Annotated in this window: 27 protein-coding genes; 5 read left to right on the top strand and 22 right to left on the bottom strand. The window is 72.6% G+C overall.

Annotated elements, in window-relative coordinates:
- Positions 1-35: 35 nt before the first annotated feature.
- Positions 36-782 carry a prepilin peptidase gene (locus tag ACIGEZ_RS11935; protein WP_399829181.1) on the bottom strand — a complete coding sequence of 249 codons (747 nt, stop codon included), beginning with the start codon at positions 780-782 and terminating at the stop codon, positions 36-38.
- A 203-nt stretch (positions 783-985) separates the two neighbouring features.
- On the opposite strand from ACIGEZ_RS11935, the gene ACIGEZ_RS11930 reads away from it, so the two are divergent.
- Positions 986-1,306 (top strand): DUF192 domain-containing protein, encoded by a 321-nt coding sequence (locus ACIGEZ_RS11930; protein WP_399829178.1) that lies wholly within the window; start codon positions 986-988, stop codon positions 1,304-1,306.
- Here ACIGEZ_RS11930 and ACIGEZ_RS11925 read toward each other — a convergent pair.
- Both ACIGEZ_RS11925 and ACIGEZ_RS11920 read right to left on the bottom strand, forming a co-directional pair.
- Complete coding sequence (locus tag ACIGEZ_RS11925) at positions 1,278-2,447, bottom strand: hypothetical protein (RefSeq protein WP_399829175.1); 1,170 nt, start codon at positions 2,445-2,447, stop codon at positions 1,278-1,280. The two genes, ACIGEZ_RS11930 and ACIGEZ_RS11925, sit on opposite strands and share 29 nt — an antisense overlap.
- A 39-nt stretch (positions 2,448-2,486) precedes the next feature.
- Positions 2,487-2,861, bottom strand: a complete 375-nt coding sequence (locus ACIGEZ_RS11920; protein WP_399829173.1) for a hypothetical protein — start codon at positions 2,859-2,861, stop codon at positions 2,487-2,489.
- Between the two features lie 156 nt (positions 2,862-3,017).
- On the opposite strand from ACIGEZ_RS11920, the gene ACIGEZ_RS11915 reads away from it, so the two are divergent.
- Positions 3,018-4,040, top strand: coding sequence for a DUF559 domain-containing protein (locus ACIGEZ_RS11915; protein ID WP_399829171.1), 1,023 nt, complete (start codon positions 3,018-3,020; stop codon positions 4,038-4,040).
- Here the strand turns inward: ACIGEZ_RS11915 and ACIGEZ_RS11910 are convergent.
- The 14 genes from ACIGEZ_RS11910 to ACIGEZ_RS11845 form a co-directional block, all read right to left on the bottom strand.
- Positions 3,949-5,178, bottom strand: a complete 1,230-nt coding sequence (locus ACIGEZ_RS11910) for a hypothetical protein (RefSeq protein WP_399829168.1) — start codon at positions 5,176-5,178, stop codon at positions 3,949-3,951. The two genes, ACIGEZ_RS11915 and ACIGEZ_RS11910, sit on opposite strands and share 92 nt — an antisense overlap.
- Positions 5,179-5,189: 11 nt before the next feature.
- On the bottom strand, positions 5,190-5,795 hold the full coding sequence (locus ACIGEZ_RS11905) for an OmpA family protein (protein WP_399829166.1): 606 nt from the start codon (positions 5,793-5,795) through the stop codon (positions 5,190-5,192).
- Positions 5,796-5,805: 10 nt separating this feature from the next.
- The gene (locus ACIGEZ_RS11900) at positions 5,806-6,390 is read right to left on the bottom strand and encodes a hypothetical protein (RefSeq protein WP_399829163.1); all 585 of its coding nucleotides are present in this window, start codon (positions 6,388-6,390) and stop codon (positions 5,806-5,808) included.
- Positions 6,391-6,411: 21 nt separating this feature from the next.
- Positions 6,412-7,032 (bottom strand): hypothetical protein, encoded by a 621-nt coding sequence (locus ACIGEZ_RS11895; RefSeq protein WP_399829160.1) that lies wholly within the window; start codon positions 7,030-7,032, stop codon positions 6,412-6,414.
- A gap of 53 nt (positions 7,033-7,085) precedes the next feature.
- Positions 7,086-7,319 (bottom strand): Flp family type IVb pilin, encoded by a 234-nt coding sequence (locus ACIGEZ_RS11890; protein WP_399829158.1) that lies wholly within the window; start codon positions 7,317-7,319, stop codon positions 7,086-7,088.
- 90 nt (positions 7,320-7,409) lie between these two features.
- Positions 7,410-7,979, bottom strand: a complete 570-nt coding sequence (locus ACIGEZ_RS11885; RefSeq protein WP_399829155.1) for a response regulator transcription factor — start codon at positions 7,977-7,979, stop codon at positions 7,410-7,412.
- An 8-nt stretch (positions 7,980-7,987) separates the two neighbouring features.
- Complete coding sequence (locus ACIGEZ_RS11880; protein ID WP_399829153.1) at positions 7,988-8,875, bottom strand: DUF5936 domain-containing protein; 888 nt, start codon at positions 8,873-8,875, stop codon at positions 7,988-7,990.
- 14 nt (positions 8,876-8,889) lie between these two features.
- Complete coding sequence (locus tag ACIGEZ_RS11875; RefSeq protein ID WP_399829150.1) at positions 8,890-9,831, bottom strand: type II secretion system F family protein; 942 nt, start codon at positions 9,829-9,831, stop codon at positions 8,890-8,892.
- Positions 9,832-9,865: 34 nt separating this feature from the next.
- Entirely contained in the window at positions 9,866-11,209 is a 1,344-nt protein-coding gene (locus ACIGEZ_RS11870) for a CpaF family protein (protein ID WP_399829148.1), read from the bottom strand.
- On the bottom strand, positions 11,206-11,580 hold the full coding sequence (locus ACIGEZ_RS11865) for a TadE/TadG family type IV pilus assembly protein (protein ID WP_399829146.1): 375 nt from the start codon (positions 11,578-11,580) through the stop codon (positions 11,206-11,208). Before ACIGEZ_RS11865 ends, ACIGEZ_RS11870 begins: the two co-directional genes overlap by 4 nt.
- Positions 11,577-11,945, bottom strand: coding sequence for a TadE/TadG family type IV pilus assembly protein (locus ACIGEZ_RS11860; protein WP_399829143.1), 369 nt, complete (start codon positions 11,943-11,945; stop codon positions 11,577-11,579). Before ACIGEZ_RS11860 ends, ACIGEZ_RS11865 begins: the two co-directional genes overlap by 4 nt.
- Positions 11,946-13,196 (bottom strand): CpaE family protein, encoded by a 1,251-nt coding sequence (locus ACIGEZ_RS11855; RefSeq protein ID WP_399829141.1) that lies wholly within the window; start codon positions 13,194-13,196, stop codon positions 11,946-11,948. It lies immediately after the preceding gene.
- A gap of 9 nt (positions 13,197-13,205) precedes the next feature.
- Complete coding sequence (gene cpaB / locus ACIGEZ_RS11850) at positions 13,206-13,913, bottom strand: Flp pilus assembly protein CpaB (RefSeq protein ID WP_399829139.1); 708 nt, start codon at positions 13,911-13,913, stop codon at positions 13,206-13,208.
- A gap of 126 nt (positions 13,914-14,039) precedes the next feature.
- Positions 14,040-14,897, bottom strand: coding sequence for a hypothetical protein (locus ACIGEZ_RS11845; RefSeq protein ID WP_399829137.1), 858 nt, complete (start codon positions 14,895-14,897; stop codon positions 14,040-14,042).
- A gap of 272 nt (positions 14,898-15,169) precedes the next feature.
- Here ACIGEZ_RS11845 and ACIGEZ_RS11840 point away from each other — a divergent pair, with 272 nt between their 5' ends.
- Positions 15,170-16,879 carry a chitinase gene (locus tag ACIGEZ_RS11840; RefSeq protein WP_399829135.1) on the top strand — a complete coding sequence of 570 codons (1,710 nt, stop codon included), beginning with the start codon at positions 15,170-15,172 and terminating at the stop codon, positions 16,877-16,879.
- 212 nt (positions 16,880-17,091) lie between these two features.
- Entirely contained in the window at positions 17,092-18,453 is a 1,362-nt protein-coding gene (locus ACIGEZ_RS11835; protein ID WP_399829133.1) for a M14 family metallopeptidase, read from the top strand.
- Here ACIGEZ_RS11835 and ACIGEZ_RS11830 read toward each other — a convergent pair.
- The 5 genes from ACIGEZ_RS11830 to ACIGEZ_RS11810 form a co-directional block, all read right to left on the bottom strand.
- Positions 18,450-18,980 carry a hypothetical protein gene (locus ACIGEZ_RS11830; protein WP_399829130.1) on the bottom strand — a complete coding sequence of 177 codons (531 nt, stop codon included), beginning with the start codon at positions 18,978-18,980 and terminating at the stop codon, positions 18,450-18,452. The genes ACIGEZ_RS11835 and ACIGEZ_RS11830 overlap by 4 nt on opposite strands.
- 45 nt (positions 18,981-19,025) lie before the next feature.
- Positions 19,026-20,483 carry a GntP family permease gene (locus tag ACIGEZ_RS11825; RefSeq protein ID WP_399829127.1) on the bottom strand — a complete coding sequence of 486 codons (1,458 nt, stop codon included), beginning with the start codon at positions 20,481-20,483 and terminating at the stop codon, positions 19,026-19,028.
- 114 nt (positions 20,484-20,597) lie between these two features.
- Positions 20,598-21,008, bottom strand: coding sequence for a RidA family protein (locus ACIGEZ_RS11820; protein WP_399829125.1), 411 nt, complete (start codon positions 21,006-21,008; stop codon positions 20,598-20,600).
- Positions 21,005-21,766, bottom strand: coding sequence for an IclR family transcriptional regulator (locus ACIGEZ_RS11815; protein ID WP_399829122.1), 762 nt, complete (start codon positions 21,764-21,766; stop codon positions 21,005-21,007). Before ACIGEZ_RS11815 ends, ACIGEZ_RS11820 begins: the two co-directional genes overlap by 4 nt.
- The gene (locus ACIGEZ_RS11810; protein WP_399829120.1) at positions 21,763-23,028 is read right to left on the bottom strand and encodes a sugar kinase; all 1,266 of its coding nucleotides are present in this window, start codon (positions 23,026-23,028) and stop codon (positions 21,763-21,765) included. Before ACIGEZ_RS11810 ends, ACIGEZ_RS11815 begins: the two co-directional genes overlap by 4 nt.
- Positions 23,029-23,159: 131 nt before the next feature.
- On the opposite strand from ACIGEZ_RS11810, the gene ACIGEZ_RS11805 reads away from it, so the two are divergent.
- The gene (locus ACIGEZ_RS11805) at positions 23,160-24,455 is read left to right on the top strand and encodes an alanine racemase (RefSeq protein ID WP_399829117.1); all 1,296 of its coding nucleotides are present in this window, start codon (positions 23,160-23,162) and stop codon (positions 24,453-24,455) included.
- The last annotated feature ends 1 nt before the right edge of the window (position 24,456 follow it).

The following is a 24,456-nucleotide window of genomic DNA, read 5'->3' as shown; positions in this document are numbered from 1 at the left end:
TTGTCCGCATATGGCGTGATGCTAGGGCGGTCCATTCAGGGGACGGCGGTGAACGCGCCGAGGAGGAGGCCCAGGAGGGCGCCGGCGATCATGAAGGGACCGAAGGGGATCGCGGACCCCCGCCCGGCGCGGCGGGTGAGGACGAGCCCGAGGCCGTAGAGCGAGCCGAACAGGAAACCGGCGAAGGCCCCCGCGAACAGCACCCCCCAGCCGTACCAGCCGAGCGCGGCGCCGAGCGGGACGGCGAGCTTGACGTCGCCGAAGCCCATGCCGCTGGGGTGGATGAGGAAGAGCAGCAGGTAGCCGCCGCCCAGCGCGGCCGCGCCGAACAGCGCGTGGAGCCAGGACCCCGCCGCGTACGGCAGGAGGGCGGCGGCCGCGAGCAGCAGCGGCAGGGTGGTGGCGAGCGGCAGGGTGACCCGGTCGGGCAGCCGGTGGACGCGGAGGTCCACGCAGGCGAGGAGCACGCCGAACGGGGCGGCGAGCAGCCAGACGGCCAGTTCGGGCCGGGGGCCCCCGGCGGCCAGCGCGAGCGCGGCGCAGACCAGGGCGGTGAGCAGGGGCGCGGTGAGTGGTGCGGGGGTGGTCGCGCAGGCCCCCCGCCCCGGACCGCCGAGCCAGCCGCGGCCGGGCCCAGCGAAGGCGTGGCCGGCCGGGCAGTGCGTACGCCAGGGCTCGTCCGGGGCGACGGAGAGCCGGTACGCGGCACGGGGGACCAGACGTCCGGCGGCCGCGCCCCACAGGGCGGCGGCCGCGACGAGGGCGATCAAGGGGGCGTCCACGGGCCGACCTTAGGGCTACTGTCTCCCGCATGGGGAGGACTTGGGGAAGGACCTCGGGGCGGCCTTGGAGGCAGGCTTGGGGCCGGGCTTGGGGCCGGGTTTCGGGCAGGGCTTGGGACCGGGCTTCGGGCCGGACTTCGGGCCGGGCTTCACGGCGCTCCTGGCGCGACGGGGCGGGGATCCTCGAGACGCCGGGCGGGGCGGTGCCGCTGGAGGTCGCGGCCTCCTACCGGGCCCGGCGGCGCGGGCTGCTCGGGCGGGACGGCATCGCGGGCGCCCTGCTCATCACGCCCACCAACAGCGTGCACACCTTCGGCATGCGCTTCACCCTCGACATCGCCTACCTGGACCGGTCCTTGACCGTCCTCGACGTGGTCACCATGCGCCCGGGCCGGCTCGGCATGATCCGCCCCCGCGGCCGGCACGTCCTGGAGGCGGCGGGCGGCGCGATGGCCGGCTGGGGAGTGCGGCCCGGCGTCCGGGTGGGGATCCGGCTCACGGAGGACCCGAACCGAGCAGCGTGAACGCCCCGTAGCAGGCCGAGGCGAGCGCGAGCCCGGCGAGGACGGGCACGGCGGTACGGGTACGGAGCCGGGCCAGCGCCGCGGCGGGCGGCAGGAGCAGCCCGAACGCGGGCATCATCAGGCGCGGCCGGGACCCGAAGTAGGCGGCGCCGACGAGGGAGACCGCGACGACGGCGACGGTGTAGACGAGCAGCGGGAGCGGCTGCCGCTGCCGTACGCACAGGGCGACCAGCCAGCCGAGCAGCCCGAGCGCCGCGCACAGCCCGAGCGCGGCGGGCCACGGGAGGCCGGCGATGAAGCGGGCGAGGGCGACGCCGCCGTCGATGGAGTTGCCCCAGGCGGCCTGGACGTCGAAGTAGGCGGTGGCGCCGCCCTGGAGGACGCCGACGTAGACGATGTACGCGAGCCAGCCGAGGGGCGCGAGGAGGGCGCCGGCGACGACCGGGGCGATGCGCCTCAGGCGGCCCGGGTGGGGCGCGCGGTTCGCACCGGGCGCGGTCTCACGAGGCGCGCGCGGCTCTCGTCCGCGGAACTCCCGTACGAGCGTGGCGAGGGCGGTGATCCCGATCGCGGCGATCAGCGCGGCGGCGGTCGGCCGGGTCAGCCCGGCGAGCGCGCACAGGGTGCCGGCCAGGATCCAGCGCTCGCGCAGCACGGCGAGCAGCGACCAGGCGGCGAGGGCGGTGAACAGGGTCTCCGTGTACGCCATCGACTGCACGAACGCGGTCGGGTACACGCCCCACAGCACGGCCAGCACGACCCCGGCCCGCGGCCCGGCCACGTGCGCGCCGACCGCGTGGATGCCCCAGGCGGCGGCCAGCGACGCGGCCCAGGAGAGCAGGAGCCCGGCGGTGGCGGCGTCGACGGGCAGGACGGCGGACACGGCCCGTTCGAGGGCGGGGAAGAGCGGGAAGAAGGCGAGGTCGGCGTGGACGGCGCCGCCGGGCAGGGTGACCTCGTACCCGTATCCGTGCTCGGCGATCCGGGTGTACCAGACCGAGTCCCAGCGCCCCTTGAGCCGGTGCCAGCCGTCCTCGCCGGTGGCCGCCGAGGCGACGGCGAGGGCGGCGAGGCCGAGCAGTCGGGTGGCGGCGTAGCCGCCGAGGGCGGCCCAGGGCGGGGCGGGGGTGGTGCGGGACATGCGGTCGATTATGTCCAGAGCGCGCCCGCCCCCGGCGGGCTACCCCCGGGGCCGGATGCGGAGGAACCTCGCCGCCATGACCGGGCCGAGCTGCTGCACGATCGCGTGGCCCGGCTCGTGGGGGTGCGGGAGGTCGCCCAGGAACGAGGTGACGATGACGTCGTCGATGCCGAGGTCGCCGCGGCAGCTCTGCTCCTCCAGGAAGTCGAGGGTGCGCCGCCAGTCCACGGCGGCCCTCTCCTCTCCTATGTCGCCGAGGAACGAACGGACGGTGTCCTGGACGACGTCCCAGAAGAAGATGTGCGGCAGGACGCCGCCCTGGGTGAAGACGTGCGAGTCGTACGCGGCACGGAACTCGGGGATCCGGGCGACGAGGTCGCTGACCAGCTGCACGCTCGGGGTCGTGGTCGTCATCGGCTGCCCACTTCGAAAGCACTCTGTAGCTCTTCGGACCAGGATGCTCCTCCTGAAGTGCACCGTCCCGTCACTTTTGCGCTTTCCTGGCGACGTCTTATGCCCGGTTTTCCACAGGGGGTGCGAAGAGTCCCCCTTCCGTGGATCGTTGCTCGTATGTACGAGTTGGTGAGTCTCGCCCGGGGCGGGGTGCTCCTCACGGCGTGGGCGCTCGCCGCGGGCTGGCCGCGGGGCCGGCTGGCCGGGCGGCTGCGCGGGGAGGGCTGGCAGCGGATCTGCAGGGGCGCGTGGGCGGTCCCGGGAAAGGAGGTGGACTGGTGGGTGCGGGCGGGGGCGGCCCAACTGCTCCGCCCCGACCTGGTGTGCAGTCACCGCACGGCGGCGGCGCTGCACCGGATCGAACTGCTCGGGGAGGCGGCGGGCGTCCCGCCGGACGTGCCGGTCCTGGAGTTCACCGCCCCGGCGGGGCGGGGCTCGGGACCCGGCGTTCATGGCCGGATACGCATCCACGCGACGGCTCGGCTCACCGGAGGGGACTGCACGGTGCGGCGCGGGTTGCGGGTGACGGGTCCGGCCCGGACGGTCGCCGATCTGATACGGGCGGCCGCCACCCGCGAGGAGGCACTGGTGCTCGCGGACTCGGCGCTGTCCCGCCGTTTCGTCGCGGGCCGGCGCCGTGACCCGCTGGTCCGCGAGGCGGAGCTCGCGGCCGAACTCGCCGTGCCCCGCCGCGCGGGCGGGCCGCGGGCCCGGCGCTGGCTCCCGCTGGCGCGTCCCGGAGCGAGCTCCCCCGCCGAGACGGTGGCCCGGCTGCGGATGCACGACGCGGGTCTCCACCCGGAGACCCAGCCCGTCCTTCACACCCCGGCGGGCCGGCCCCTGTGCCCGGACTTCTACTTCCGTGCCGCCGGACTGGTCGTCGAGATCGAGGGCTTCGCCTTCCACGGCACCCGCCGGGCCCACGAACGCGACGTCCACCGCTTCAACGAGCTGCAGAGCTGCCCGGGGGTGCGGAGGGTGCTGCGCTTCACGGCGCGCGAGGTCTTCGACCGCCCGGACCGGATGACGGCGACGATCCGGGAGGCGCTCAGGACCTTGCCGCGTGACGGCCCCGAGGGCGGCCTCCTGGCCGGCCCCGGGGACGCTTCCCGGGCCGGCTCCAGGGGCGGCGGCGGGTGAGGCGCCGGGGCAGGCGGCGGCCCGTGACGAGGACGGGCCAGGCGCCGAGCCCGGCGACGAGGACGGTGCCGGTGGTGATGCCGGCGATGCCGACGGCACGAAGGGTCGGATCGGGACCGGTGGGTTCGGCCGAGGGGGTGAGCGTGAGGTCGAGGGCCAGGGGGACGGGCGCGGGGGCGCGCCGGTCGAGGGTGAGCTGCAGGTAGTACGCCCCCTCGAAGCGCATCGCGCTCACGGCGTCCGTCGTGCCCTCGGTGCGGTTGGCGTAGGCGGCGGGGGCGGTGGCGAGGAGCAGGGTGGCGGGGGCGCCGGTGTACAGCGCCCTGCGTTCGTCGACGGCGCCGCGCGCCGGGTTGTACAGCGCGAGCCGCAGCCCGTCGGGCAGCGCGGAACGGCCTGGCGGGGGCGTCGCGTTGGCGAACCGCGCCTGCGCGAAGAGCTGCTGCCCCCACGCCACCGGCACCCGGTAGAAGCTGCTCTCCCCCGGCCGCAGCTCGTCCCGCCAGGTGCCGGCGCCGACCGGTGCGGCGTCGTTGAAACCGGTGCCGCCGCGGGCCGGGTGCGCCTGCCCTCCGCCGGCCTCCGGCGCCGGTGGCCGGGTGCTCCACGCGGTGGGCGCGGGCGGGGGCGCGGCGCCGGGCCGGGGCCCCGGCTCGACGACGTAACCGAGCTCGACGGTCCGCCGACCCGGCGCGCCCTGTGCCCGGCCGACGTCCTCGACCACGAAGACGTACTCCCCGGGCTCCTGGCAGTCCCGCCCCGGTTCGACGCGCCGGCTGACGTAGTCGGCGACGGGGCGGGCGGTGTCGCCGTAGAAGCGGATGTCGTTGGCTGCCCCGCAGGGCACGCCGGTGGGGGTGCGCAGGGAGAGGGAGAGACCGTCCACGACGTCGACGGCGGTGCCGGGTTCGGGGGCGAGGACGGCGGAGAGGAAGACGTTCGAGGCGCCGTCGAGGCGGACCCGGTAGGAGCGCGTCTCGCCCCTCTCTATGCCGTCGGTGTACGTCCCCGGCCCGGGCAGCACCGCACCGGTGCGGACCGGCCGGGCGTCGGGGGCGGTGCGGTAGCCGGGCGGAACGGGGCTCCCGGCGGCACCCAGGACGAGCGCGACGAGCGCGCCGGCCGCGACTCTGAGCATCGCCCGTCCCGCTACCCGCCGGTGGTGCGCGGGAAGGACACCTCGACCCGGCGGTTCTTCTTCCGCCCTTCCTCGGTGGCGTTGTCCGCGATCGGGTAGTCCTCGCTGTACCCGCGGATGTCGAAGGTCTTCCCCGGGTCGAGGTTCCTGGCCAACTCCAGCTGCACGGCGTCGGCCCGCTGCTTGGAGAGCTTCAGCCCGTGCTCGTACGTCCCGAGGTTGTCGGTGAACCCGAAGACCCGCACCCGGCTCGACCCCTGCTTGTTGATCTCCACGGCGATGGCGGCGATCCGCGCGGTCGCGGCGGGGCTCAACTTGGCGCTGTCCTTGGGGAACAGCACCTCCGCCTGCAGCGCGAACGTCACGTCGACGTTGGTGTCCTCGCGGCGCTGCTCGCCGCCCTCCTCCTCGACGATCTGCTTGATGTCGAGCACCTTCGCGGGGGCGAGGGTGGCGCCGTCGGGGAGCATGAGCTCGGGCGAGTTGGCGTCGATCGCGGGTGGCGGGGACGCGCTGGAGGTGGACCCGGGCGGGTCGTCGGCGCGAGCGGACCCGACGGTACCGGCCAGGAGCACGACGGCGGCGGTGAGCGCGGCGATGCGGTGGGGAGTCGTCATGGCTGCGCCCTCAGGAGAGCTTGATGGTGGCGGGGTCGAAGGTGGGCAGTTGGAGCGAGACCTCGGTGGTGGTGGGGGGTGGGGCGGGGAACTGCATGAAGACGGAGGTCCAGGCGCCGGGGGCGAGGCTGGAGAGGTCGGTGGTGGTGAGGGGCCGCCCGTCCGTGTCCCTCAGTACGTAGTAGCGCTTCTTGCCGACGGAGTCGACGAGAGTGGCTCCGCCGAGGGAGTTGCCATGCTTGATGATCTCGGTTTCGTTGCCGCCGAGTTGAGCGGGGATGATGCGCATGGCATCCGCTGTGTTCGTCAGCTTGCCGCTGACGGTGATGAAGCCTCCCCTGTCGCGCTTTGCCGAGACGACCGACAGTTCGAGCCCTTCCTGCCCCTTGAGAACGGCGATGGGTTCGGTCGGCTCCTCGGACTGCGGCTGCGTGTTCCCGCCTTCGCCGCTCTTGGGGACGGTGGTGGACGCCGCCGGCTTGTTCTGCGACGGCATCTCGTCGCTGCCGCAGCTGACGAGGCCGAGGAGCAGTCCGGCCGCGATGGCCGCCGCGGCCACTCCTCTTCCGGCCTTCACTGTGTGCCGCACACTCATGAGAACAGGGTCCTTCGCTCGTCAGTCGACCAGTCGGACGGAAAAGAGATCGGCCGCGTCTGGCAGCCTCGGATGCTCCGGGTCGATCGTCCACTCGACGCCGTGGCAGACGAGGCCGGTGATGGGTTCCGGTTCGGGACTCGGCGTGGGAGTCGGCTCGGGCGTGGCCGTGCCGGTGGGCGTCGGCGTGGGAGTGGTCGGCGGCGTCGTCGGCTCAGGTGCGTCGAAGGAGCAGCGGGGCTCGAGAACGGCCGTCGCCGTCGCGACAGCGTGCTGATCCTCCGTACCAGGGACGAGCGAACTGCCCACGGTGCCGAGCGTCCGGATCCGCACCCGGAACTCTTCCTCCCCGCCGGACCGCGAAGCCGTGCACCCGTCCTCCCAGAGTTCGGCGCCGTTGTCCGCAGCGAACTGGGCCGCCCTCTCGCAGGCCAGGTCCGGGACGTACTCCTCGCCCCGCAGATAGGCGTCCCACACCTCCGGGTCCAGGATCACGTCGAGCCAGCCGTCCCTCAGCTGCTCCCGCGCGTCCTGCGCCGCGGCGAGCGCGGCGGCGTCGGCTGCGGTCTGGCCCCCGTTGCGGGTGGCCGCAGCCTGGCCCACGGCGAAGTAGACGAACGCGAGGAACAACAGCCCTGCCATCACCGTGATGTAGACGGGGAAGGCCTGGCCTCGATCACCTCGCAGATGTCCGGCTAATGCTGCCCCTGCCCCCCGCCACCGCCCGTCAGTTCGGTGACCTTCCGGCTGATGGCGTTCTTGATGTCCTGGCCGATGCTCGTCCCCGTGATCGCGACCACGATCGCCACGACCACCACGATGATCCCCAGGTACTCCACCGCCGTCTGCCCCCGGTCCCCCCTCCTGGCGGACCAACTCCCCGCGTGCACCCTGGCCTTGGTCAGGAGCCTCAGCAGCGCGTCGTTCATGGTGTTCCCCTCCGTGTCCGGCGACGGGGGCAGGGTACGCCCGGGAGGTGGGCTGTTCACAGGGCCCGTAGGCCCAATCACGGTGCGTAGTCATGACGCCGTCCTCGTGCCGAGCCAGGAGGCGATGGCCTCGCCACGGGTCGTGCTGTCGAGTTTGGCGAAGATGCGGTTGATGTGGTTCTTGACGGTCTTTTCGCTGATGGAGCAGGTGAGGGCGATCTGCTGATTCGTCATGCCGGACGCGATCAGGTCCATCACCTCCACCTCCCTCGCACTCAGACCGAACCGTTGCACTTGCGAAGCTGGATTTCTGAACCGCAGTATATTCGAGACAGTTGACCCAGCACCAGCATGTGCAGTCGCACGCACCATCCGGACGAGCTCCGCCACGTCGAACTCCCCGTGGACGAGCTGGGCGCACCCCCGCGCCCGAACCGGCGCGTGCGTCAGGAGCAGCACCGGCGCCAGTGGAGTCAGGTGCGGCAGGGCGGCGGGGCCGTCGAGGAGGATCAGGTCGGGGGTCAGGCGGCGGGCCCGCGCCACCGCCGTACGGCGGTCCGCCGCCTCCCCCACCACGCGCATGTCGGGGCGCCCGCCCAGCAGGACCGTCAGGCCCGCCCGCACCACCGGGTTCTCCCCCACCACCAGAACGCTCAGCATGCGGTGCCTCATTCGCCCGTGATCGAGCCGAAGTCGGTGCCCGTGCCGAGGAACAGGCCCGCCCCGAGCAGGATCATCGTGGCCGGGACCATGAGCGTGGTGATCACCATCGTCGCCTTCGGGACGGCCTTCGCGGCCTTGCGGCGGGCGTTCTGGGCGTCGGTGCGGCGCATGTCGTTGGCGATCTGGATCAGTGTGTCGACGATCGGCGCGCCCAGCTCCTCCCCCTGCTGGAGCGCCGTCACGAACTGGGCGACCTGCTCGGAGTCGTTGCGGCGGCGCAGCTCGTCGAAGGCCTGACGGCGGCTGACGCCCATGTCCATCTGGCGCAGGGTGATGCGCAGTTCGTCCGCCCAGGGCCCCTCGTACCTGTCGGCGACGCGTTCGAGCGCCTGGCGGAAGCCGAGGCCCGCCGAGACGACGACGGCGAGGACGTCGAGGAAGTCGGGCAGGGTGCGCTCGATCTGGTCCTTGCGGATGCGGACGGCGGACCAGATGCCGACCTCCGTCCAGAACGCGCCGAAGGCCAGCAGGAGCACCGCGACCAGGATCGAGCCGCGGGAGACCATGAGCAGCGCGCCGAAGCCGCCGAGGAAGCCGTAGACCGCGCGCCGGGCGCCGTAACGGTCGATGGTGAGGCCGCCGGGGTTGCCGGCGAGGTCGATCCGGCGGCGTACCGCGTTGACCCGCTTGGGGCCCATGAGCCGCAGTACGGCGGGCGACCAGCGCATGCCGAGCCGGTCGACGACCGAGTCGACGGCGCCGGTACGGGTGGCACCCACCTCCAGGGCGAGCTGGAGGTCGCCGGGCAGCTTGGCGTCGGCGCGGTAGAGACGGATGCCGTAGCAGGCGCCGGCGACGGCGAGTCCGGCGAGCAGGGCCAGGAGGAGTTCCACGGTCGCATCCGTCCCTACACGTCGATCTTCGCGAAGCGGCGGATGGCCACGAACCCCACGCCGTACAGCCCGAAGGCGAGCACCACCGCGAGCTGCCCGAGGCCCGAGCCGGTCATCCGGTCCAGGGCGCCCGGCTGCATGTTGTCGATGAGCAGCAGCGAGCCGACGCCGATGACCGGGACCGCGTACGCCGTCAGGCTCACCTGCGAGAGCTGGGTGCGGACCTCGCGCCGGGTCTCCTTGCGCTCCTCCAGCGTCTCGGTGAGGTTGCGCAGCGAGGAGACGACGGTGCCGCCGGCCCGGTTGGCGAGGACCAGGGTGGTGACGAGGACGACGAGTTCGCGCGACGGGAGCCGCTCGGCGAGCTCGCCGAGCGCCTCGTCGACGGAGGTGCCGACGGCGAGCTGCTGGGCGACCTTCTCCAGCTCGTCGCCGGCCGGTGCCTCCAGCTCGTCGGCGGCCAGGGACAGGGCCATGCGCAGGGCGAGTCCTGCCTGGGTGGCGTTGGCGAGTATCCGGGAGAGTTCGGGGAGCTGGTTGATGAACCGCTCGATGCGCTTCTGCCGCTGCCAGTTGAGGAAGCCCATCGCCACCCACACCCCGAGGATGCCGCAGATCGGCCCGAAGAACGGGGAGAGCAGAGCCTGTCCGGCGATCCACAGGACGGCGACCGTGACCGTCATGGCGACCACGAACTCGCCCGGTGTGATGTCGAGTCCGGTGGCGGCGATGCGGAGTTCGAGCCTGCGCCCGAAGGCGGTGCGCCGCACCCTGCGGTCGATGCCGCGGAAGGGGCGCCTGCGCCGGCCCGCCCCGTCCCCCATCTCCCCGGTCCGGGCGAGCCGGGCGATCAGCGCGGCCCGCTGGGCGGCCCCGCTCGCGTACAGCCGGAGGCCGACGACGGCGAGGACGCCGGCGATCAGCGCCACGCCCGCGGTCAGCAGTGTCGGGTTCACGGTGTCATCTCCCCTGTCTCTCCCCGTCCCGCCCCTACTTGGCTTCCCGGGTGGCGAGTTGTACGTCGGTGGCGGCCACCCCGAAGGCCTGCGGAACGGGCTGGCCCGCCATGTACAGCCGCTCGGCTACCCGGCGCGGCAGCGGGTGGTACGCGAACGTGCCGTACACCCGTCCGTCGGCGGCGAGCGGCTGGGCGTCGAAGCGGCAGACGGTGGCCAGGAGGTAGCGCTCGGGGCCGTTGGAGGCGAGGATCGCGATCTCGGTGACCCGGCGGGTGCCGTCGGGGTGCCGGGTGAGCTGGACGAGGACGTCGACGGCGCTGTTGATCTGGTCGCGCAGCGCCTCGAAGGGCACCTTGACCTCCGACATGGAGGCGAGGGTCTGCAGCCGCATGAGGGCGTCCTCGGCGGAGTTGGCGTGGACGGTGGCGAGGGAGCCGTCGTGGCCGGTGGACATGGCCTGGAGCATGTCGAGGGTCTCGCCGCCGCGGACCTCGCCGACGACGATGCGGTCGGGGCGCATGCGCAGGGAGTTGCGGACGAGGTCGCGGATGGTGATCTGGCCGCGCCCCTCGATGTTGGGCGGCCGGGCCTCCAGGCGGATCACGTGGGACTGCTGGAGCTGGAGTTCTGCGGAGTCCTCGATGGTGATGACCCGCTCGCCGTCCGGGATGAGCCCGGACAGCGCGTTGAGCAGGGTGGTCTTCCCGGTGCCGGTCGCGCCCGAGACGATGATGTTGAACTTGGCCTGGACGAGGCCGGAGAGCAGCAGCAGCATCTGCTCGTCGAGCGAGCCGAGGCCGATCATCTCGTGCAGCGTGTATGCGCGCGGGAAGCGGCGGATGGTGAGGGTGGCCCCGGTGAGGGAGAGCGGCGGGATGATCACGTTGACGCGCTCGCCGGAGGGGAGTCGGGCGTCGACCATCGGGTTCGACTCGTCCACGCGGCGGTTGACGGTGGAGACGATCCGCTCGATGGTCTGCATCAGCTGCTCGTGCGAGGCGAAGCGCAGCGGCAGCAGCTCCACCCGGCCGGCCCGCTCGATGTAGATCTGGTCGGGGCCGTTGACCATGATCTCGGTGATGGAGGCGTCTTCGAGGAGCGGTTCGAGGACGCCGAGTCCGAGCGCCTCGTCGACGACCCGGCGGATCAGCTGGGCGCGTTCGGCCGTGGAGAGCACCGGGCCCTCGCGGCTGATGATGTGGCCGAGTACGCGCTCCAGGCGGGCCCGGCGCTCGGCGGCCGCGAGCGCGGACATCTCGGTGAGGTCGATCTCCTCCAGGAGCTTGGCGCGGAAGGACGCGACGAGGTGTCCGTCCTCCCGTCCGCCGGACGCCCCGTGCTCCTCGGGGGTGTGGATACGGGCCCGAAGGCTCATGGCTGGTCCTCCTCGGGCACGGGCATGGTGGCGGTCTTGGTGATCCTGGGCCTGTCCATGAACGGGATGAGGGAGGGGACGTCGACGGTGACGGTTGCGACCCCGCCGTCCACATCGACGTCGCTGCCCTCGGCTACCCAGCCGCTCATCGCCGCCTTCCCCGCCGTCCGTGGATCCGGTACGGACGCCTCGTCGTCCACGCTCGCCGCCCGCGCCGCCGCCCGCGCCCCCGTACCGGCCTGCTGGGCGGCATACGCGATGATCCCCATCTGCACGCCGACGAGACCGATCAGCAGCAGCAGGGGCAGGAAGCCGAGGTACTCGACGGCCACCTGGCCCCGGTCCCGGTCCCTGTTCGAAGGGCGTCTCATCGCTCGTCTCCCTCCCATACGGCCCCGGCCTCGCCCGTCACGCCGAACGGGAAGCTGATCGCGCCGGGGAAGAGCACCGGCACGTACAGCGTCACCGTCGCCCGCACCATGCCGCCGGACTCCGGGCAGCTCACCGAGGCTCCCCTGGCCCACGCCCCTTCGACGTTCCGCAGCCCGGCCTCCTGGCAGTCGTCCCCCACCGCCCCCGCCCGCGCCGCCTCGTCCGCCGCGTTCCCGGCGAGGGTGTACGTGTAGCCGATCAGGACGCACTGCCACAGCAGCACGAGCGTGAGCAGGATCAGCGGCAGCATGCCGACGAACTCGACCGCCACCTGTCCCCTGTCGTCCCGCCTGACCAGCATCATTCAGCGCCCTCCCCCGCGGCGCCGCAGCCCGAGCGAGCCCCGGCCGCCGGGCGCCGGCACCAGTTCCCTGCCCTGGCCGGCCGCCTTCACCAGTCCCAGCTCCCCCGCCAGCGACCACAGCGCCTGCCTGACCGAGGACCGGGCGTCGAGGTCGTGCAGCCGGCCCGCGTCGACGACGGCGGCCAGCTCCTTGAAGTGGGCGGGGACGGCGACGCCCGCCATGCGGGTGCCGGTGATCTTCTGGATGAGGGCGGGCTGGATCTCGGTGGACCGGTGGTAGCGGTTGACGACCAGGGTGGTCTCCTCGGGCTTGCGGACCTGGAGCCGGTCCCACATCCGTACGACCCGCTTGGCGGCCCGCACCGCGACCACGTCCGGGGTCGTCAGCAGCAGAGCCGTTTCGGCCATCTCCACGGCGGCGGCGCTCGCGCCGTCGAGGTGGGTGCCGCAGTCGATGACGACGACCTCGTACCGGCTGCGCAGGGCGCTGACGATCTGGCGGGCGGAGCGGTCGGTGACCTCCTCGCCGCGTTCGCCCTCGCCGGGTGCGAGGAGCAGGGCGAGGCCGGTCTCGTGGACGTAGACGGCGTCCTGGAGGACCCGGGGCGTGATGTCGTTGATGGCGGCGAGGTCGGCGAGCGAGCGGCGGAACTGCACGTCGAGGTACGAGGCGATGTCGCCGCCCTGGAGGTCCATGTCGACCAGGGCCACGGTCCGCCCGGAGGCGCGGGCGGCGAGGGCGAGGTGGACGGCGGCGACGGTGGTGCCGACGCCGCCCTTGGCTCCGCTGACGGTGACGACCCGGCCGCCGGGCCCGGCGAGCGTCTCGGCTCCCGCGCCGAGGTGGCGGCGGACCCCGGCGGACCACTGGGCGGCGGCCTGGACGCGGCTGGCCAGCTCCTCGTAACCGAGCGGCAGGGTGACCAGGCCGCGGGCGCCGGAGTCCATGGCGGCGGAGAAGAGCACGGGGCTGGCGTCGGCGGTGATGAGGACGACCCCGACGGCGGGGAAGCGGAGGGCGACCTCGCGGATGAGTTCGAGGGCGGGGACGGGCCCGATCCGCTCGTGGACGAGGACGACCTCGGGGAGTTCGTCGAGGGACTCGGCGGCGAGCCGGGCGAGGGTGTCGACGAGCTGGGTGGAGTCGGCGACCGGGGCGGCGGGTTCGGCGTCGGGGAGCTGGCCGATCAGGGTGGTGACCGCACGGGCCGCGTCCGCGTCGCCGACCGCCGGCAGGATCCTGGTGGTCATCTGCGGGTCTCACTTGTCCTTGTCGAGCGTGTAGGTGCGGTCGCGCGGGTCGGGCGGGGTGGTGGTGCCGGGGGCGACGAGGGCGAGGCGGACGTGCTGGGCGAAGGACTCGGCGTAGGCGACGCGCTGGGTGTCGGCGGCGGAGAGGGCGAAGGTGATCGGGACGGCGTCGGTGGCGCGGCTGCCGCGGTCGTCGCGGTCGGGACTGAGCGCGGTGAGCCTGCCGACGTCGATGACCCGGGCGCCGGAGACGATGAGTTTGGACTGGGCGGCCGCGCCCCCGCGTTCGCCAGCGAAGGTGGCGTAGATGTTGACGGTGGCACCGGGGGTGATCTTGCCGGCCACACCGGTGGCCGCGTCGATCATGATGGCGATCTCCTGCTGGCCGGGTTCGAGCGCGGGGCGCTTGACGATCATGTCGCTCTGGAGGAGGGAGCCGGCTTTGAGGGTGGTGACGGCGATCTTGCCCTCGGTCTGGTCGAGGTCGGTGACGGCGGTGGCCGGGAGCCAGCGCTCGGGCATCGTGATCTTCTCGAACTGGCCGGGGCCGAGCGGGGTGTAGGGCGCGACGTCGCGCTTGATCCGGTACGCGGTCACTTCGGGGCCGACCTTGGAGTTCACGTCACTGATCACCGAGAGCACGCCGGCGAAGGCGCCGAGGGCGCACAGGACGGACAGCAGCAGCAGGATGACGCCACGGCGCTGGCGGGAGTTCATGGCCGTACTACCTCGATCGTGGACGGGTGACGCGCGGACGGGAGCGAAGGGGCGGACACGGGCGGACACGGGCGGTCAAGGGCCGACAGGGTCGGACGCGGACGGGAACGGGAACAGGGACGGGGGCTATCGCGACGTGGCCGCCGGTTCGGCCGTGGGCAGGGGCGCGGCGCAGAAGCCGCAGCGGTCGCCGATGAGCTCCATCCGGCACCAGTGGCAGGTCTCGCGCCGTACGGAGGAGACCAGTTGGTGCAGGACGGGCAGATCGGGCAGGTAGGCGGCGAACTCGACGAGCCTGCCCGTGCCCCACCACCGGGGTGAGGACTCCGGCAGGGCGGTCTCCTGGACGGCGCGGACCTGCCAGCGGGGCGCGAGGGCGGTGGTGGGCCAGTCGCTCTGGAGCTGCCCGCGCGCGAGCACGAGGTCGGTGCCGAACTCGGGCCCGGCGAGGGTGTCGGTGGCACCCTGCCCGCCGGATCCGATCCGTACGAGCTGGGGGACGGGCCCGGCGAGGACGGCGAACTGGGCGCCGGGGAGCCAGCCCTTGACGTGCGAGGTCAGTCCGACGGGTACACGGTCGAGCTTGGCCACGGAGCCGAGGACGGCGCCCGCGTAGACGTAGTGGGCGAGCAGCCGGGCGGCGGAGGCGAGGACGCCGGGGCTGAAGTCGCAGCCGGAGAGCTGGCGCAGCTGCCGTACGAGGACGGCGGCGCCGAGCGGCGGCAGGTCGGTCCTGACGATCGCGATCCGGTCGGATTCGAGCAGGGAGCGTACGGCGCGCAGGCGTTGTTCGGTCGCGGGCGGTGCCGCGGTGGGGCAGACGACGACCAGATGGCCGTGCCGGTCGAGCAGCAGCTGGACGTCGGCGAGGGAGGCGTCGAGCGGCCGGGTCGCGGGGTCGGGCAGGACGGCCGCCGGGGGTGTCTGGGGATCGGTCGGGGGCAGCACCAGGTCGGCGCTGGTGACCGCAATCGCTGTCGGCACGTCGGGCTCCCCCGATCCCTCACTGACCACTCGTTGATCACTTGCTGCGTTCGCAGCGTTACCGCCCCTGCACCTTATCCACGTCCCCCGGGGTGGTGAACAGACAATCCTTCAAGCTCCGTCACTTTCTCGATCGTTTCGGACGGTCCTGAACTGCGGTTCCTTCCAGAGGTCTTGACAACTGAATTGGTCTGGACCAGCTTGTCCCCCGACGGTGGCCACCGTTCCGCACCCCTCCCCTCTCCTCCCCCACTCCCCCTCGGAGGCAGCAAGTGGACCGCACCACCACACGCGCGCACCGCCGCAGACTGGCCGGCGGCGCGCTCGCGCTCGCCGTCGGCTCCGGGCTCGTCCTCGTCAGCGGCGCCGGCACCGCGCAGGCCGCGGACGTCAACGTGGCCAAGAACGCGGGCTTCGAGTCGGGCCTCGCCAACTGGTCCTGTTCCGCGGGCAGCGGCACGGTCGTCTCCTCACCGGTACGCACCGGGGCCGGCGCCCTGCGGGCCACCCCGGCCGGCCTCGACAACGCCAGGTGCACGCAGACAGTCACCGTGAAGCCCGGCTCCACGTACACGCTCAGCGCGTGGGTCCAGGGCGGTTACGCGTACCTCGGCGCGACCGGCACCGGCACCACCGACGTCTCCACCTGGACCCCGGACAGCGCGGGCTGGAAGCAGCTGACCACCACGTTCACCACGGGCGCCAACACGACCTCGGTGCAGATCTACACGCACGGGTGGTACGGCACGGCCGCGTACTCCGTCGACGACGTGAGCGTCTTCGGTCCCGACGGGGGCGGCGGCACCGACCCGGCCCCCACCGTCCCGGCCGCCCCGACCGGCCTCGCCGCGGGCTCCGTCACCTCGTCCTCGGTCTCCCTGAACTGGGGCGCGGTCTCCAACGCGACCGGCTACAAGGTCTACAAGGACGGCGCCCTCGCCACGTCGGTGAGCAACAACTCCGCCACCGTCACGGGCCTGGCCGCCAACACCACGTACCAGTTCCAGGTCTCCGCGACCAACGCCGCCGGCGAGTCCACCAAGTCCGCCGCCGTCTCGGCGCGGACCTCCGAGGTCACCAACCCGGGCCCCGGCCCGGCCGTGCCCAAGCACGCGCTGACCGGCTACTGGCAGAACTTCAACAACGGCGCCACCGTGCAGAAGCTGCGGGACGTCCAGTCGCAGTACGACATCATCGCCGTCTCGTTCGCGGACGCCACGGCCACGCCCGGCCAGATCACCTTCAACCTCGACCCTGCCGTCGGCTACGCCTCGGCCGCCGACTTCAAGGCCGACGTGGCGGCCAAGAAGGCGGCCGGCAAGTCCGTGATCATCTCCGTCGGCGGCGAGAAGGGGAACGTCACCATCAACAGTGACGCCTCCGCGACCGCCTTCGCCGACAGCGCGTACGCCCTGATGCAGGAGTACGGCTTCAACGGCGTCGACATCGACCTGGAGCACGGCATCAACGCCACGTACCTGACCAAGGCGCTGCGTCAGCTCTCCGCCAAGGCCGGTTCGTCGATGGTGCTGACGATGGCCCCGCAGACCATCGACATGCAGAACACCGGAACCGAGTACTTCAAGACCGCGCTCGCCGTGAAGGACATCCTCACGGTGGTCAACATGCAGTACTACAACAGCGGCTCGATGCTCGGCTGCGACGGCAAGGTCTACAGCCAGGGCTCGGTGGACTTCCTCACCGCGCTCGCCTGCATCCAGCTCCAGGGCGGCCTCGACGCCTCCCAGGTCGGGCTGGGCGTGCCCGCCTCGACGCGGGGCGCGGGCAGCGGCTACGTGGACCCGCAGATCGTGAAGAACGCCCTCGACTGCCTCGCCCGGGGCACCGGCTGCGGCAGCTTCAAGCCGTCGCAGACCTACCCGAACGTGCGCGGCGCGATGACCTGGTCGACCAACTGGGACGCGACGGCCGGCAACGCCTGGTCGAACGCGGTGGGCCCGCACGTGCACAACCTGCCGTAACAGCCTCCACCCCGCTTCCCCCGGGTCCTCCCTCCGGGGGAATCTCCCGCAGCGCCGCCGCTTCCCCGGCGGCGCTGCGCCGTTTCCCGGCCCGGGAGCGGGAGAATGTGGCCGAACTCCACTCCTTGACCGGTTCATGTCACAGGCTCACCATGTCACCACCCGTACGACCGTCTGTCGCACTCCCCCACACTCCCCACCCAGGAGACAGCATGCGACTTCGTACCCGAGGTTCCCGCGGGCGAAGGTCCGCCACCCTCGCGGCCCTCCTGGCGCTCGCACTCGCGGCGCCCATCTCCGCCCTCGCCACTCCCGCCGGGGCCGACCCGGCGCCGACCGTCGCCGCCAACGGCACCGATGACGAGGTGATCCGGCAGTACGAGATCGCCGGCCCCGCCACCGCCGCCGAACGCTCCGCCCTCACCGCCACCGGCGTCTCCATCGACGAGGTCGACGCCCGCGCGGTCGTCGTCAGCGCCGACGCCGAACAGCTGGCCCACCTCAAGAGCCTCGGCTACAAGCCGGTCGCCCTGCCCGCCCCGCCCGACCGCGGCGCCGGCAAGGGCCAGAGCCAGGGCATCGGCCCGCTCGACTTCCCCTCCGCCGACGCGAAGTACCACAACTACGCGGAGATGAACGCCGAGATCGACCAGCGCCTCGCCGCCTACCCCTCGATCATGAACAAGCGGGTCATCGGCAAGACCCACCAGGGCCGCGACATCATCGCCGTCAAGATCAGCGACAACGTCGGCACCGACGAGGCCGAGCCCGAGGTCCTCTTCACCCACCACCAGCACGCCCGCGAGCACCTGACCGTCGAGATGGCGCTCTACCTGCTGCGCGAGCTCGGCGCGGGCTACGGCACCGACTCCCGGATCACCAACATGGTGAACAACCGCGAGATCTGGATCGTCCCGGACCTCAACCCCGACGGCGGCGAGTACGACATCGCCAGCGGCTCCTACCGCAGCTGGCGCAAGAACCGCCAGCCCAACTCCGGCTCCTCGTACGTCGGCACGGACCTCAACCGCAACTGGAACTACAAGTGGGGCTGCTGCGGCGGCTCCTCCGGCTCCAAGAGCTCCGAGACCTACCGCGGCGCCGCACCCGAGTCCGCCCCCGAGGTGAAGGTCGTCGCCGACTTCGTCCGCTCCCGCGTGGTGGGCGGCAAGCAGCAGATCAAGGCCGGCATCGACTTCCACACGTACAGCGAGCTGGTCCTGTGGCCCTTCGGCTGGACCAACGCCGACACGGCCACCGGCATGACCCAGGACGACCGCGACGCCTTCGCCACGGTCGGCCAGAAGATGGCGGCGAGCAACGGCTACACGCCCGAGCAGTCCAGCGACCTCTACATCACCGACGGGTCGATCGACGACTACCTCTGGGGCTCGCAGAAGATCTTCTCGTACACCTTCGAGATGTACCCGAGCTCGTCCTGGGACGGCGGCTTCTACCCGCCCGACGAGGTGATCGAGCGCGAGACCAGCCGCAACAAGGACGCCGTGCTCCAGCTCCTGGAGAACTCGGACTGCATGTACCGCTCCATCGGAAAGGCCGCGCAGTACTGCTAGGCGCTCTCGTCGAAGTAGGCGTCCAGCACCGCGTCGAGCTGTGACTCCCACTCCGTGATGCGCACCCTGGCCGGCGCCTCGACATCGATCGGGAACCAGCGCCGGTCAGGAGTGTGCACGGTGACGGTGAACCGCTTGCCGAAACGGCCCGACCCGGTCTCGACGGCGGCGATCTCGTCCCAGCGGAACTCGCAGCTCTCCTCGTCGAGGCTCAGGCGTACGCCGGCGGCGTCGGCGACGATCCGGGCCCGCCGGTCGGCGGCCTCGAACACGGGGCCGCCGGGATGGGCTTCTTCCGCGACGTCTTGCTCGACGCCGCCCTCGACGCCGCCCTCGACGCCGCTCTCGGCTTCTTCCGCGACGTCTTCCGCCGCGGCGCCCTCGTCGACGACGTCCTCGCCGACGACGCCCTGGGGCACCGCATCCTCCGGTTCCCCGGGGCGCGGGCCGGTGATGCCGGGGACGAACGCCGGGTCGGCCGCGGCGCCTTGCAGGGGCTGAATGCTGAGTCCTGTGCGCTGATCCACGCCGGAAGTATGGACGACGTGGCTGTGAGAGCAACAGCCGCCCCGCTACACGGCGAGGCTGAGCAGTGCCGCCACCGCGAATCCGGCGAGCGAGAGCACCGACTCCAGCACCGTCCAGGACTTCAGGGTGTCCCGCTCGGAGATGCCGAAGTACTTCGACACGATCCAGAAGCCGCCGTCGTTGACGTGCGAGGCGAAGATCGAGCCCGCCGAGATGGCCATGATGACCAGGGCGAGGAAGGCCTGGGAGTGGTCGCCGCCCTCGACGAGGGGGAGCACGATGCCGGCGGTGGTGACGATGGCGACCGTCGCCGAGCCCTGGGCGACGCGCAGGACCAGGGAGATCAGGTAGGCGAGGACGATCACCGGCAGGCCGACGTCGTGGAAGGTGTCGGAGAGGGCCTGGGCCACCCCGCTCGCCTTGAGGATCGCGCCGAAGACGCCGCCCGCGCCGACCACGAGCAGGATGTTGCCGACCGGCTTGAGGGAGGAGGTGGACACCTGCTCCAGGGACTTGCGGGTCCAGCCGCGGCGGATGCCGAGCAGGTAGTACGCGAGGACGAGGGCGATCGTCAGGGCGACGAACGGGTTGCCGAAGAACTCGATCACCGAGCGCGGGGTCGAGGGGTCGAGCGCGATGGACGAGAAGGTCGCCGCGAGGATCAGTACCAGCGGCGTACCGATGATGAACAGGACGGTGCCCAGCGGGACCGGGGCCTCCGAGCCGCCCGTGCGCCCGGCCGCGACCTTCCGCCTGGCCTCCTCGGCGGCCTCCGCCATGTCCTGCGGGACCTCGACGAAGATGCGCTTGCCGATCCAGGCGGCGTACGCCCAGGCGGCGAGGACGGCGGGGATGCCGACGCCGACGCCCATGAGGATCACCCAGCCGAGCGAGACGTGCAGCAGGCCCGCGGCGGCGACCGGGCCGGGGTGCGGCGGCAGGAACGCGTGGGTCATCGACAGGCCGGCGAGCAGGGGCATGCAGGAGAGCAGGATCGATGTGCCGGACCGCTTGGCGGCGGCGTAGACGATCGGTGCGAGGACGAAGATGCCGACGTCGAAGAAGACCGGGATGCCGAAGATGAGGCCGGTCAGACCCATCGCGAGCGGGGCCCGCCGCTCGCCGAAGAGGTCGAGCAGCCGACTGCTCAACACCTCGGCGCCGCCTGAGACTTCGAGGATGGCACCGAGCATGGTGCCGAGGCCGATGATGATGGCGACGTGGCCGAGGATGCCGCCCATGCCGGTCTCGATGACGGAGGTGGCGGCGGACTTCTGGACGGTGCCGAAGAGCTCGGTGACCGAGAGTCCTGCGGCGAGGCCGACGGATATGGAGACGGCGAGCAGGGCGACGAAGGGCTGGATCCTGACCTTGATGATCAGGAAGAGCAGCAGGGCGATGCCGAGGGCGGCGACGGTGAGCAGCCCGGCCGTGCCGGGTACGAGGAGGAGCAGGCCGCCGGTGTGGGGCGGGGCGGGTGGGGCGTCCGCGGCGAGGATCATGACGGGGGGACCTCGGTTTTCGGGTAGGGGGGAGCGCGGCACGGCGTTCCGGGGGTGAACGCCGTGCCGTGGAGCGGCTGGTGCTGGTGGTGGTGCAGGGGAATCAGCTGGTCCTCAGCCCAGGACGGCGAGGGCGTCGATCTCGATGAGGAGGCCCTTGGGCAGCCCGACGTAGACCGTCGTACGCGCGGAGGCGGGGGCCTTGAGCCCCTGCTCCTCGAAGTAGGCGTTGTAGATCTCGTTCATCTCGGCGAAGTGGCCGACGTCGGTGAGGTAGACGCGCATCATCATCACGTCGTCCCAGGTGGCGCCGCCCTCCTCCAGGATCGCCTTGACGTTGGCGAAGGTCTGGAGGGTCTGCTCGCGCAGGGTCGGTCCGGCCGGCGTCGGGGGCTCCCCCTCGGCGGCGGGCAGGAAGCCGACCTGGCCGGCGACCTGGAGGATGTTGCCCTTCTTGACGCCGTGGGAGAACCTGGCGGGCGGGGCGGTGTGGGTGGCGGGGGTGAGGGCGATCTTCTCGGTCATGTCCGGTCCTTGTGAGGGGTGTTGCCTGAGTAGTCACGGCTGATGTCGTCGGCGGTGCGGCGCACCAGCGGGAGGAGGGTGAGGAGTTCCTCCGCCGTCACCACCACGTTCGGCGCGGACACCGACATGGCGGCGACGACACGGCCGTCGGCGCCCCGGATGGGGGCGCCGATGCAGTTGATGGACTCCTCGTGGCCGCCGAGGTCGGTGGCCCAGCCCTGTTCGCGTACGGTCGCCAGCTCCTTGAGGAAGGCGGCGGCGTTGGGCGTCGAACGGGGTGTGTACAGGGGGTAGTCGAGCTTGGCGGCGAGGGCGCGGCGCTCGGGCTCGGGCAGGTCGGCGAGGAGCAGCTTGGCGACGGCGGCGACGGTGATGGCGACGGGCTTGCCGATCCGCGAGTACATGCGGACCGGGTAGCGGCTCTCGACCTTGTCGATGTAGAGGACCTCGCCCTCCTCGTGGACGGCGAGGTGGACGGTGTGTCCGATCTGCTCGTTGAGTGCGGTGAGGTGGGGGTGCGCGATCTCGCGGATGTCGAGGTTCTCCACGGCCTCCTGGGCGAGCGCGAAGAGCCGGGCGCCGAGGCGGTAGCGCTGGTCCTGCTGGCGGTAGACGAGCCCGTGCTCGTGCAGGGTGCGCAGCAGGCGCAGGGCGGTGGACTTGTGGACACCGAGCCGCTCGGCGACCTGCCCGAGGTCGGCGGGCCCCTGCGCGAGCAGCGGCAGGATGCTGAGCGCGCGGTCGACGGTCTGGCTCATGACGTACGTCCCTCCTGGTCCTCCCCGGTCCAGCCGGGGCCGAGCTGAAGTCTCCCCCAGCCCTCGTCACCGAGTGCGGCGAGCCGGTCGGCGTGGGCGATCCAGGAGGGGCGCCCCGCAGCGGCTCCGTGCGGCGTGGTGGTCGGGTGACGGGCGGGCGGGAAGGCGAGGTCCCCGGGCACGGTGAGCGCGGCTGCGGCCATGAGATGCCCGTGCCGCATCCGCTCCTTGGCCCCCAGTCCGCGCAGGGTGCCGGACAGGAACCCGGCGGCGAAGGCGTCACCGGCACCGACGGGGGCGACGACGTCGACGCGGGGGGCGGGGGCGTGGGTGACGGTGTCGGGTCCGGGGCCGGGGGCGAGGCAGGGGGCGGGGGCGGGGCCGGGGGCGGGGGCGAAGCCGGGGGCGAGGCCGGGGCCGGGGCCGGGGGCGGAGTCGGGGCCGGGGCCGCTGCGCGACGCCGGACGACCCGACCTGCCGGCCTGCCACGGGAAGGCGGGGTCCGACGTGCGGCGCTCGTACACCACCGCCCCGTCCCCTCCCCGCTTCACCACCAGCACCTCCGGCTCCGGCAGCACCGCTCGGATCCCGTCGGGCTCCCCGATCCCCCACGCCTCCTCCGCCTCGTCGGCGCCGACGAACACCAGGTCCGCCCCGCGCGCCAGCTCCAGAAGGACCCGCCCCCCGTCCACCGGGTCGCGCCACAGCCCCGGCCGGAAGTTCACGTCGAAGGAGACGAGGGGGCGGCCGGGCCATGGCGCGGTGAGCGCCCGCATCAGCGCGAGGCACGGCCCGGACAGCGCGGCGGTGATCCCCGACAGGTGCAGGATCCGGCCGCCCGCGATGCTCTCGCACGGAACGGTCTCCGGCGACATCGCGGACGCGGCCGACCCGGCCCGGTAGTAGGCGACCTCGTGCGCGTCGCCGGCCCGGTCGGTCGCGGTGCGGAAGTAGACGCCGGTCGGCCGGTCCGGATCGCGCCGTACCGCCGAGACGTCGACCCCGTACGACCCGATGGTCTCGACCAGGTGGTCCCCGAACCCGTCCCGCCCCACCCGTCCGACCCATTTCGTACGGTGTCCGGCGGCGGCGAGCGCGCACGCGACGTTGGACTCGGCGCCCCCGATGGCACGGGCGAAGGAGGGTACGTCGGCGAGGCGGCCCGCGCGGGCGGGCAGGAAGGTGACCATGGACTCGCCGAGGCAGACGACGTCGGCGCCGAGGGGCTCGACGGCCGTGTCCACGGGCGGGGTTCCGGTCACCTTCGGGCTCCTTGCGGGTCCTGCGGGTCCATTGACCCGGCGTTGGCCCGGATGTTAGACAGCCATAAGCGGTATACGCAATGACTGTTGCGCATGTTGCAACGAACCCGCCCTCAACGAGGAGGAGACCCATGCCGGACCTGGCCAACGAGGTAGTCGACCACCGCTTCAAGGCCCTGCCGCCGGACGCCGAGGGCCTGACCGTCGGCGAGCTGGCCGCGCAGCGCCGCAACCTCTTCACCGGCGGCTTCACCACCCCCGTCCTCGCCCTCTCCGCCGAGTCCGTCGAGCACAACCTCCGCCTCCTGGAGGAGTACGCCGAGCGCCACGGCCTCGCCTTCGCGCCGCACGGCAAGACCTCGATGGCCCCGCAGCTGTTCGACCGCCAGATCGAGCACGGCGCCTGGGGCATCACCGCCGCCGTCCCGCACCAGGCCCGCGTGTACCGCGCCCACGGCGTCGCCCGGATCTTCCTCGCCAACGAGCTCGTCGACGCCGTCGCCCTGCGCTGGCTGGCCGCCGAGCTGGACGCCGACCCGGACTTCCGCTTCGTCTGTTACGTGGACTCCGTCCGGGGCGTCGAGCTGATGGACGAGGCCCTGCGCGTCGCGCGCGCCGCCGCCTCGGCGGACACCGGCCCCGCGGACGCCCGCCCCGTCGACGTCGTCATCGAGCTCGGCGCCGGAGACGGAGCCCGCACCGGCGCCCGTACGGAGGCCGACTGCGCCGCCGTCGCCGACGCCGTCGCCGCGGCCACGACCCTCCGCCTGGTCGGTGTGGCCGGCTACGAGGGCGAGGTCCCGCAGGCCGACGAGGAGAAGGTCCGCGCCTGGCTGCGCCGGCTGACCGCGCTGGCCGCCGAGTTCGACAAGGCCGGCCGCTTCGCCCCGGAGATCGGCGAGATCGTCGTCAGCGCGGGCGGCAGCGCGTGGTTCGACACCGTGGCCGAGGTCTTCGCCGAGCTCCCCGCGCTCTCCCTGCCCGTCCTGAAGCTGCTCCGCTCCGGCGCGTACGTGTCGCACGACAGCGGCCACTACCGCACGCTCACGCCCTTCAACCGGGTCCCCGAAGAGGGCGCCCTGGAGCCCGCGTTCCGGCTGTGGGCGCAGGTCGTCTCCCGCCCGACCCCCGAGCAGGCCTTCACCAACGCGGGCAAGCGGGACGCCGCGTACGACCTCCACCTGCCCGAGGCGCAGGTGGTGCTCGACGCCAGGACCGGCGAGGTCCGCCCCGCCGACGGCATCGCCGTGACCGGCCTGTCCGACCAGCACGGCTGGGTGCGCACGGAGGCGGGCGCCGATCTGGAGGTCGGCGACTGGCTCGGCATGGGCCTGTCCCACCCGTGCACGTCGTTCGACAAGTGGCAGCTGATCCCGCTGGTGGAAGCGGACGGCACGGTGGTCGACTACATCCGCACCTTCTTCTAAG

Source organism: Streptomyces sp. NPDC085481 (genome assembly GCF_044541845.1).
GTDB lineage: Bacteria > Actinomycetota > Actinomycetes > Streptomycetales > Streptomycetaceae > Streptomyces.
The sequence above is the reverse complement of the archived record's forward strand: the minus strand, read 5'-3'. Positions and strand labels throughout refer to the sequence as shown.

Bases quoted from the DNA above. Each gene is read 5' to 3' on its own strand.
- ACIGEZ_RS11925 (WP_399829175.1), bottom strand. From the start codon at position 2,447: ATGTCCCGCACCACCCCCGCCCCGCCCTGGGCCGCCCTCGGCGGCTAC.
- ACIGEZ_RS11920 (WP_399829173.1), bottom strand. From the start codon at position 2,861: ATGACGACCACGACCCCGAGCGTGCAGCTGGTCAGCGACCTCGTCGCC.
- ACIGEZ_RS11915 (WP_399829171.1), top strand. From the start codon at position 3,018: ATGTACGAGTTGGTGAGTCTCGCCCGGGGCGGGGTGCTCCTCACGGCG.
- ACIGEZ_RS11910 (WP_399829168.1), bottom strand. From the start codon at position 5,178: ATGCTCAGAGTCGCGGCCGGCGCGCTCGTCGCGCTCGTCCTGGGTGCC.
- ACIGEZ_RS11905 (WP_399829166.1), bottom strand. From the start codon at position 5,795: ATGACGACTCCCCACCGCATCGCCGCGCTCACCGCCGCCGTCGTGCTC.
- ACIGEZ_RS11900 (WP_399829163.1), bottom strand. From the start codon at position 6,390: ATGAGTGTGCGGCACACAGTGAAGGCCGGAAGAGGAGTGGCCGCGGCG.
- ACIGEZ_RS11895 (WP_399829160.1), bottom strand. From the start codon at position 7,032: ATGGCAGGGCTGTTGTTCCTCGCGTTCGTCTACTTCGCCGTGGGCCAG.
- ACIGEZ_RS11890 (WP_399829158.1), bottom strand. From the start codon at position 7,319: ATGAACGACGCGCTGCTGAGGCTCCTGACCAAGGCCAGGGTGCACGCG.
- ACIGEZ_RS11885 (WP_399829155.1), bottom strand. From the start codon at position 7,979: ATGCTGAGCGTTCTGGTGGTGGGGGAGAACCCGGTGGTGCGGGCGGGC.
- ACIGEZ_RS11870 (WP_399829148.1), bottom strand. From the start codon at position 11,209: ATGAGCCTTCGGGCCCGTATCCACACCCCCGAGGAGCACGGGGCGTCC.
- ACIGEZ_RS11865 (WP_399829146.1), bottom strand. From the start codon at position 11,580: ATGAGACGCCCTTCGAACAGGGACCGGGACCGGGGCCAGGTGGCCGTC.
- ACIGEZ_RS11860 (WP_399829143.1), bottom strand. From the start codon at position 11,945: ATGATGCTGGTCAGGCGGGACGACAGGGGACAGGTGGCGGTCGAGTTC.
- ACIGEZ_RS11855 (WP_399829141.1), bottom strand. From the start codon at position 13,196: ATGACCACCAGGATCCTGCCGGCGGTCGGCGACGCGGACGCGGCCCGT.
- cpaB (WP_399829139.1), bottom strand. From the start codon at position 13,913: ATGAACTCCCGCCAGCGCCGTGGCGTCATCCTGCTGCTGCTGTCCGTC.
- ACIGEZ_RS11835 (WP_399829133.1), top strand. From the start codon at position 17,092: ATGCGACTTCGTACCCGAGGTTCCCGCGGGCGAAGGTCCGCCACCCTC.
- ACIGEZ_RS11825 (WP_399829127.1), bottom strand. From the start codon at position 20,483: ATGATCCTCGCCGCGGACGCCCCACCCGCCCCGCCCCACACCGGCGGC.
- ACIGEZ_RS11820 (WP_399829125.1), bottom strand. From the start codon at position 21,008: ATGACCGAGAAGATCGCCCTCACCCCCGCCACCCACACCGCCCCGCCC.
- ACIGEZ_RS11815 (WP_399829122.1), bottom strand. From the start codon at position 21,766: ATGAGCCAGACCGTCGACCGCGCGCTCAGCATCCTGCCGCTGCTCGCG.
- ACIGEZ_RS11805 (WP_399829117.1), top strand. From the start codon at position 23,160: ATGCCGGACCTGGCCAACGAGGTAGTCGACCACCGCTTCAAGGCCCTG.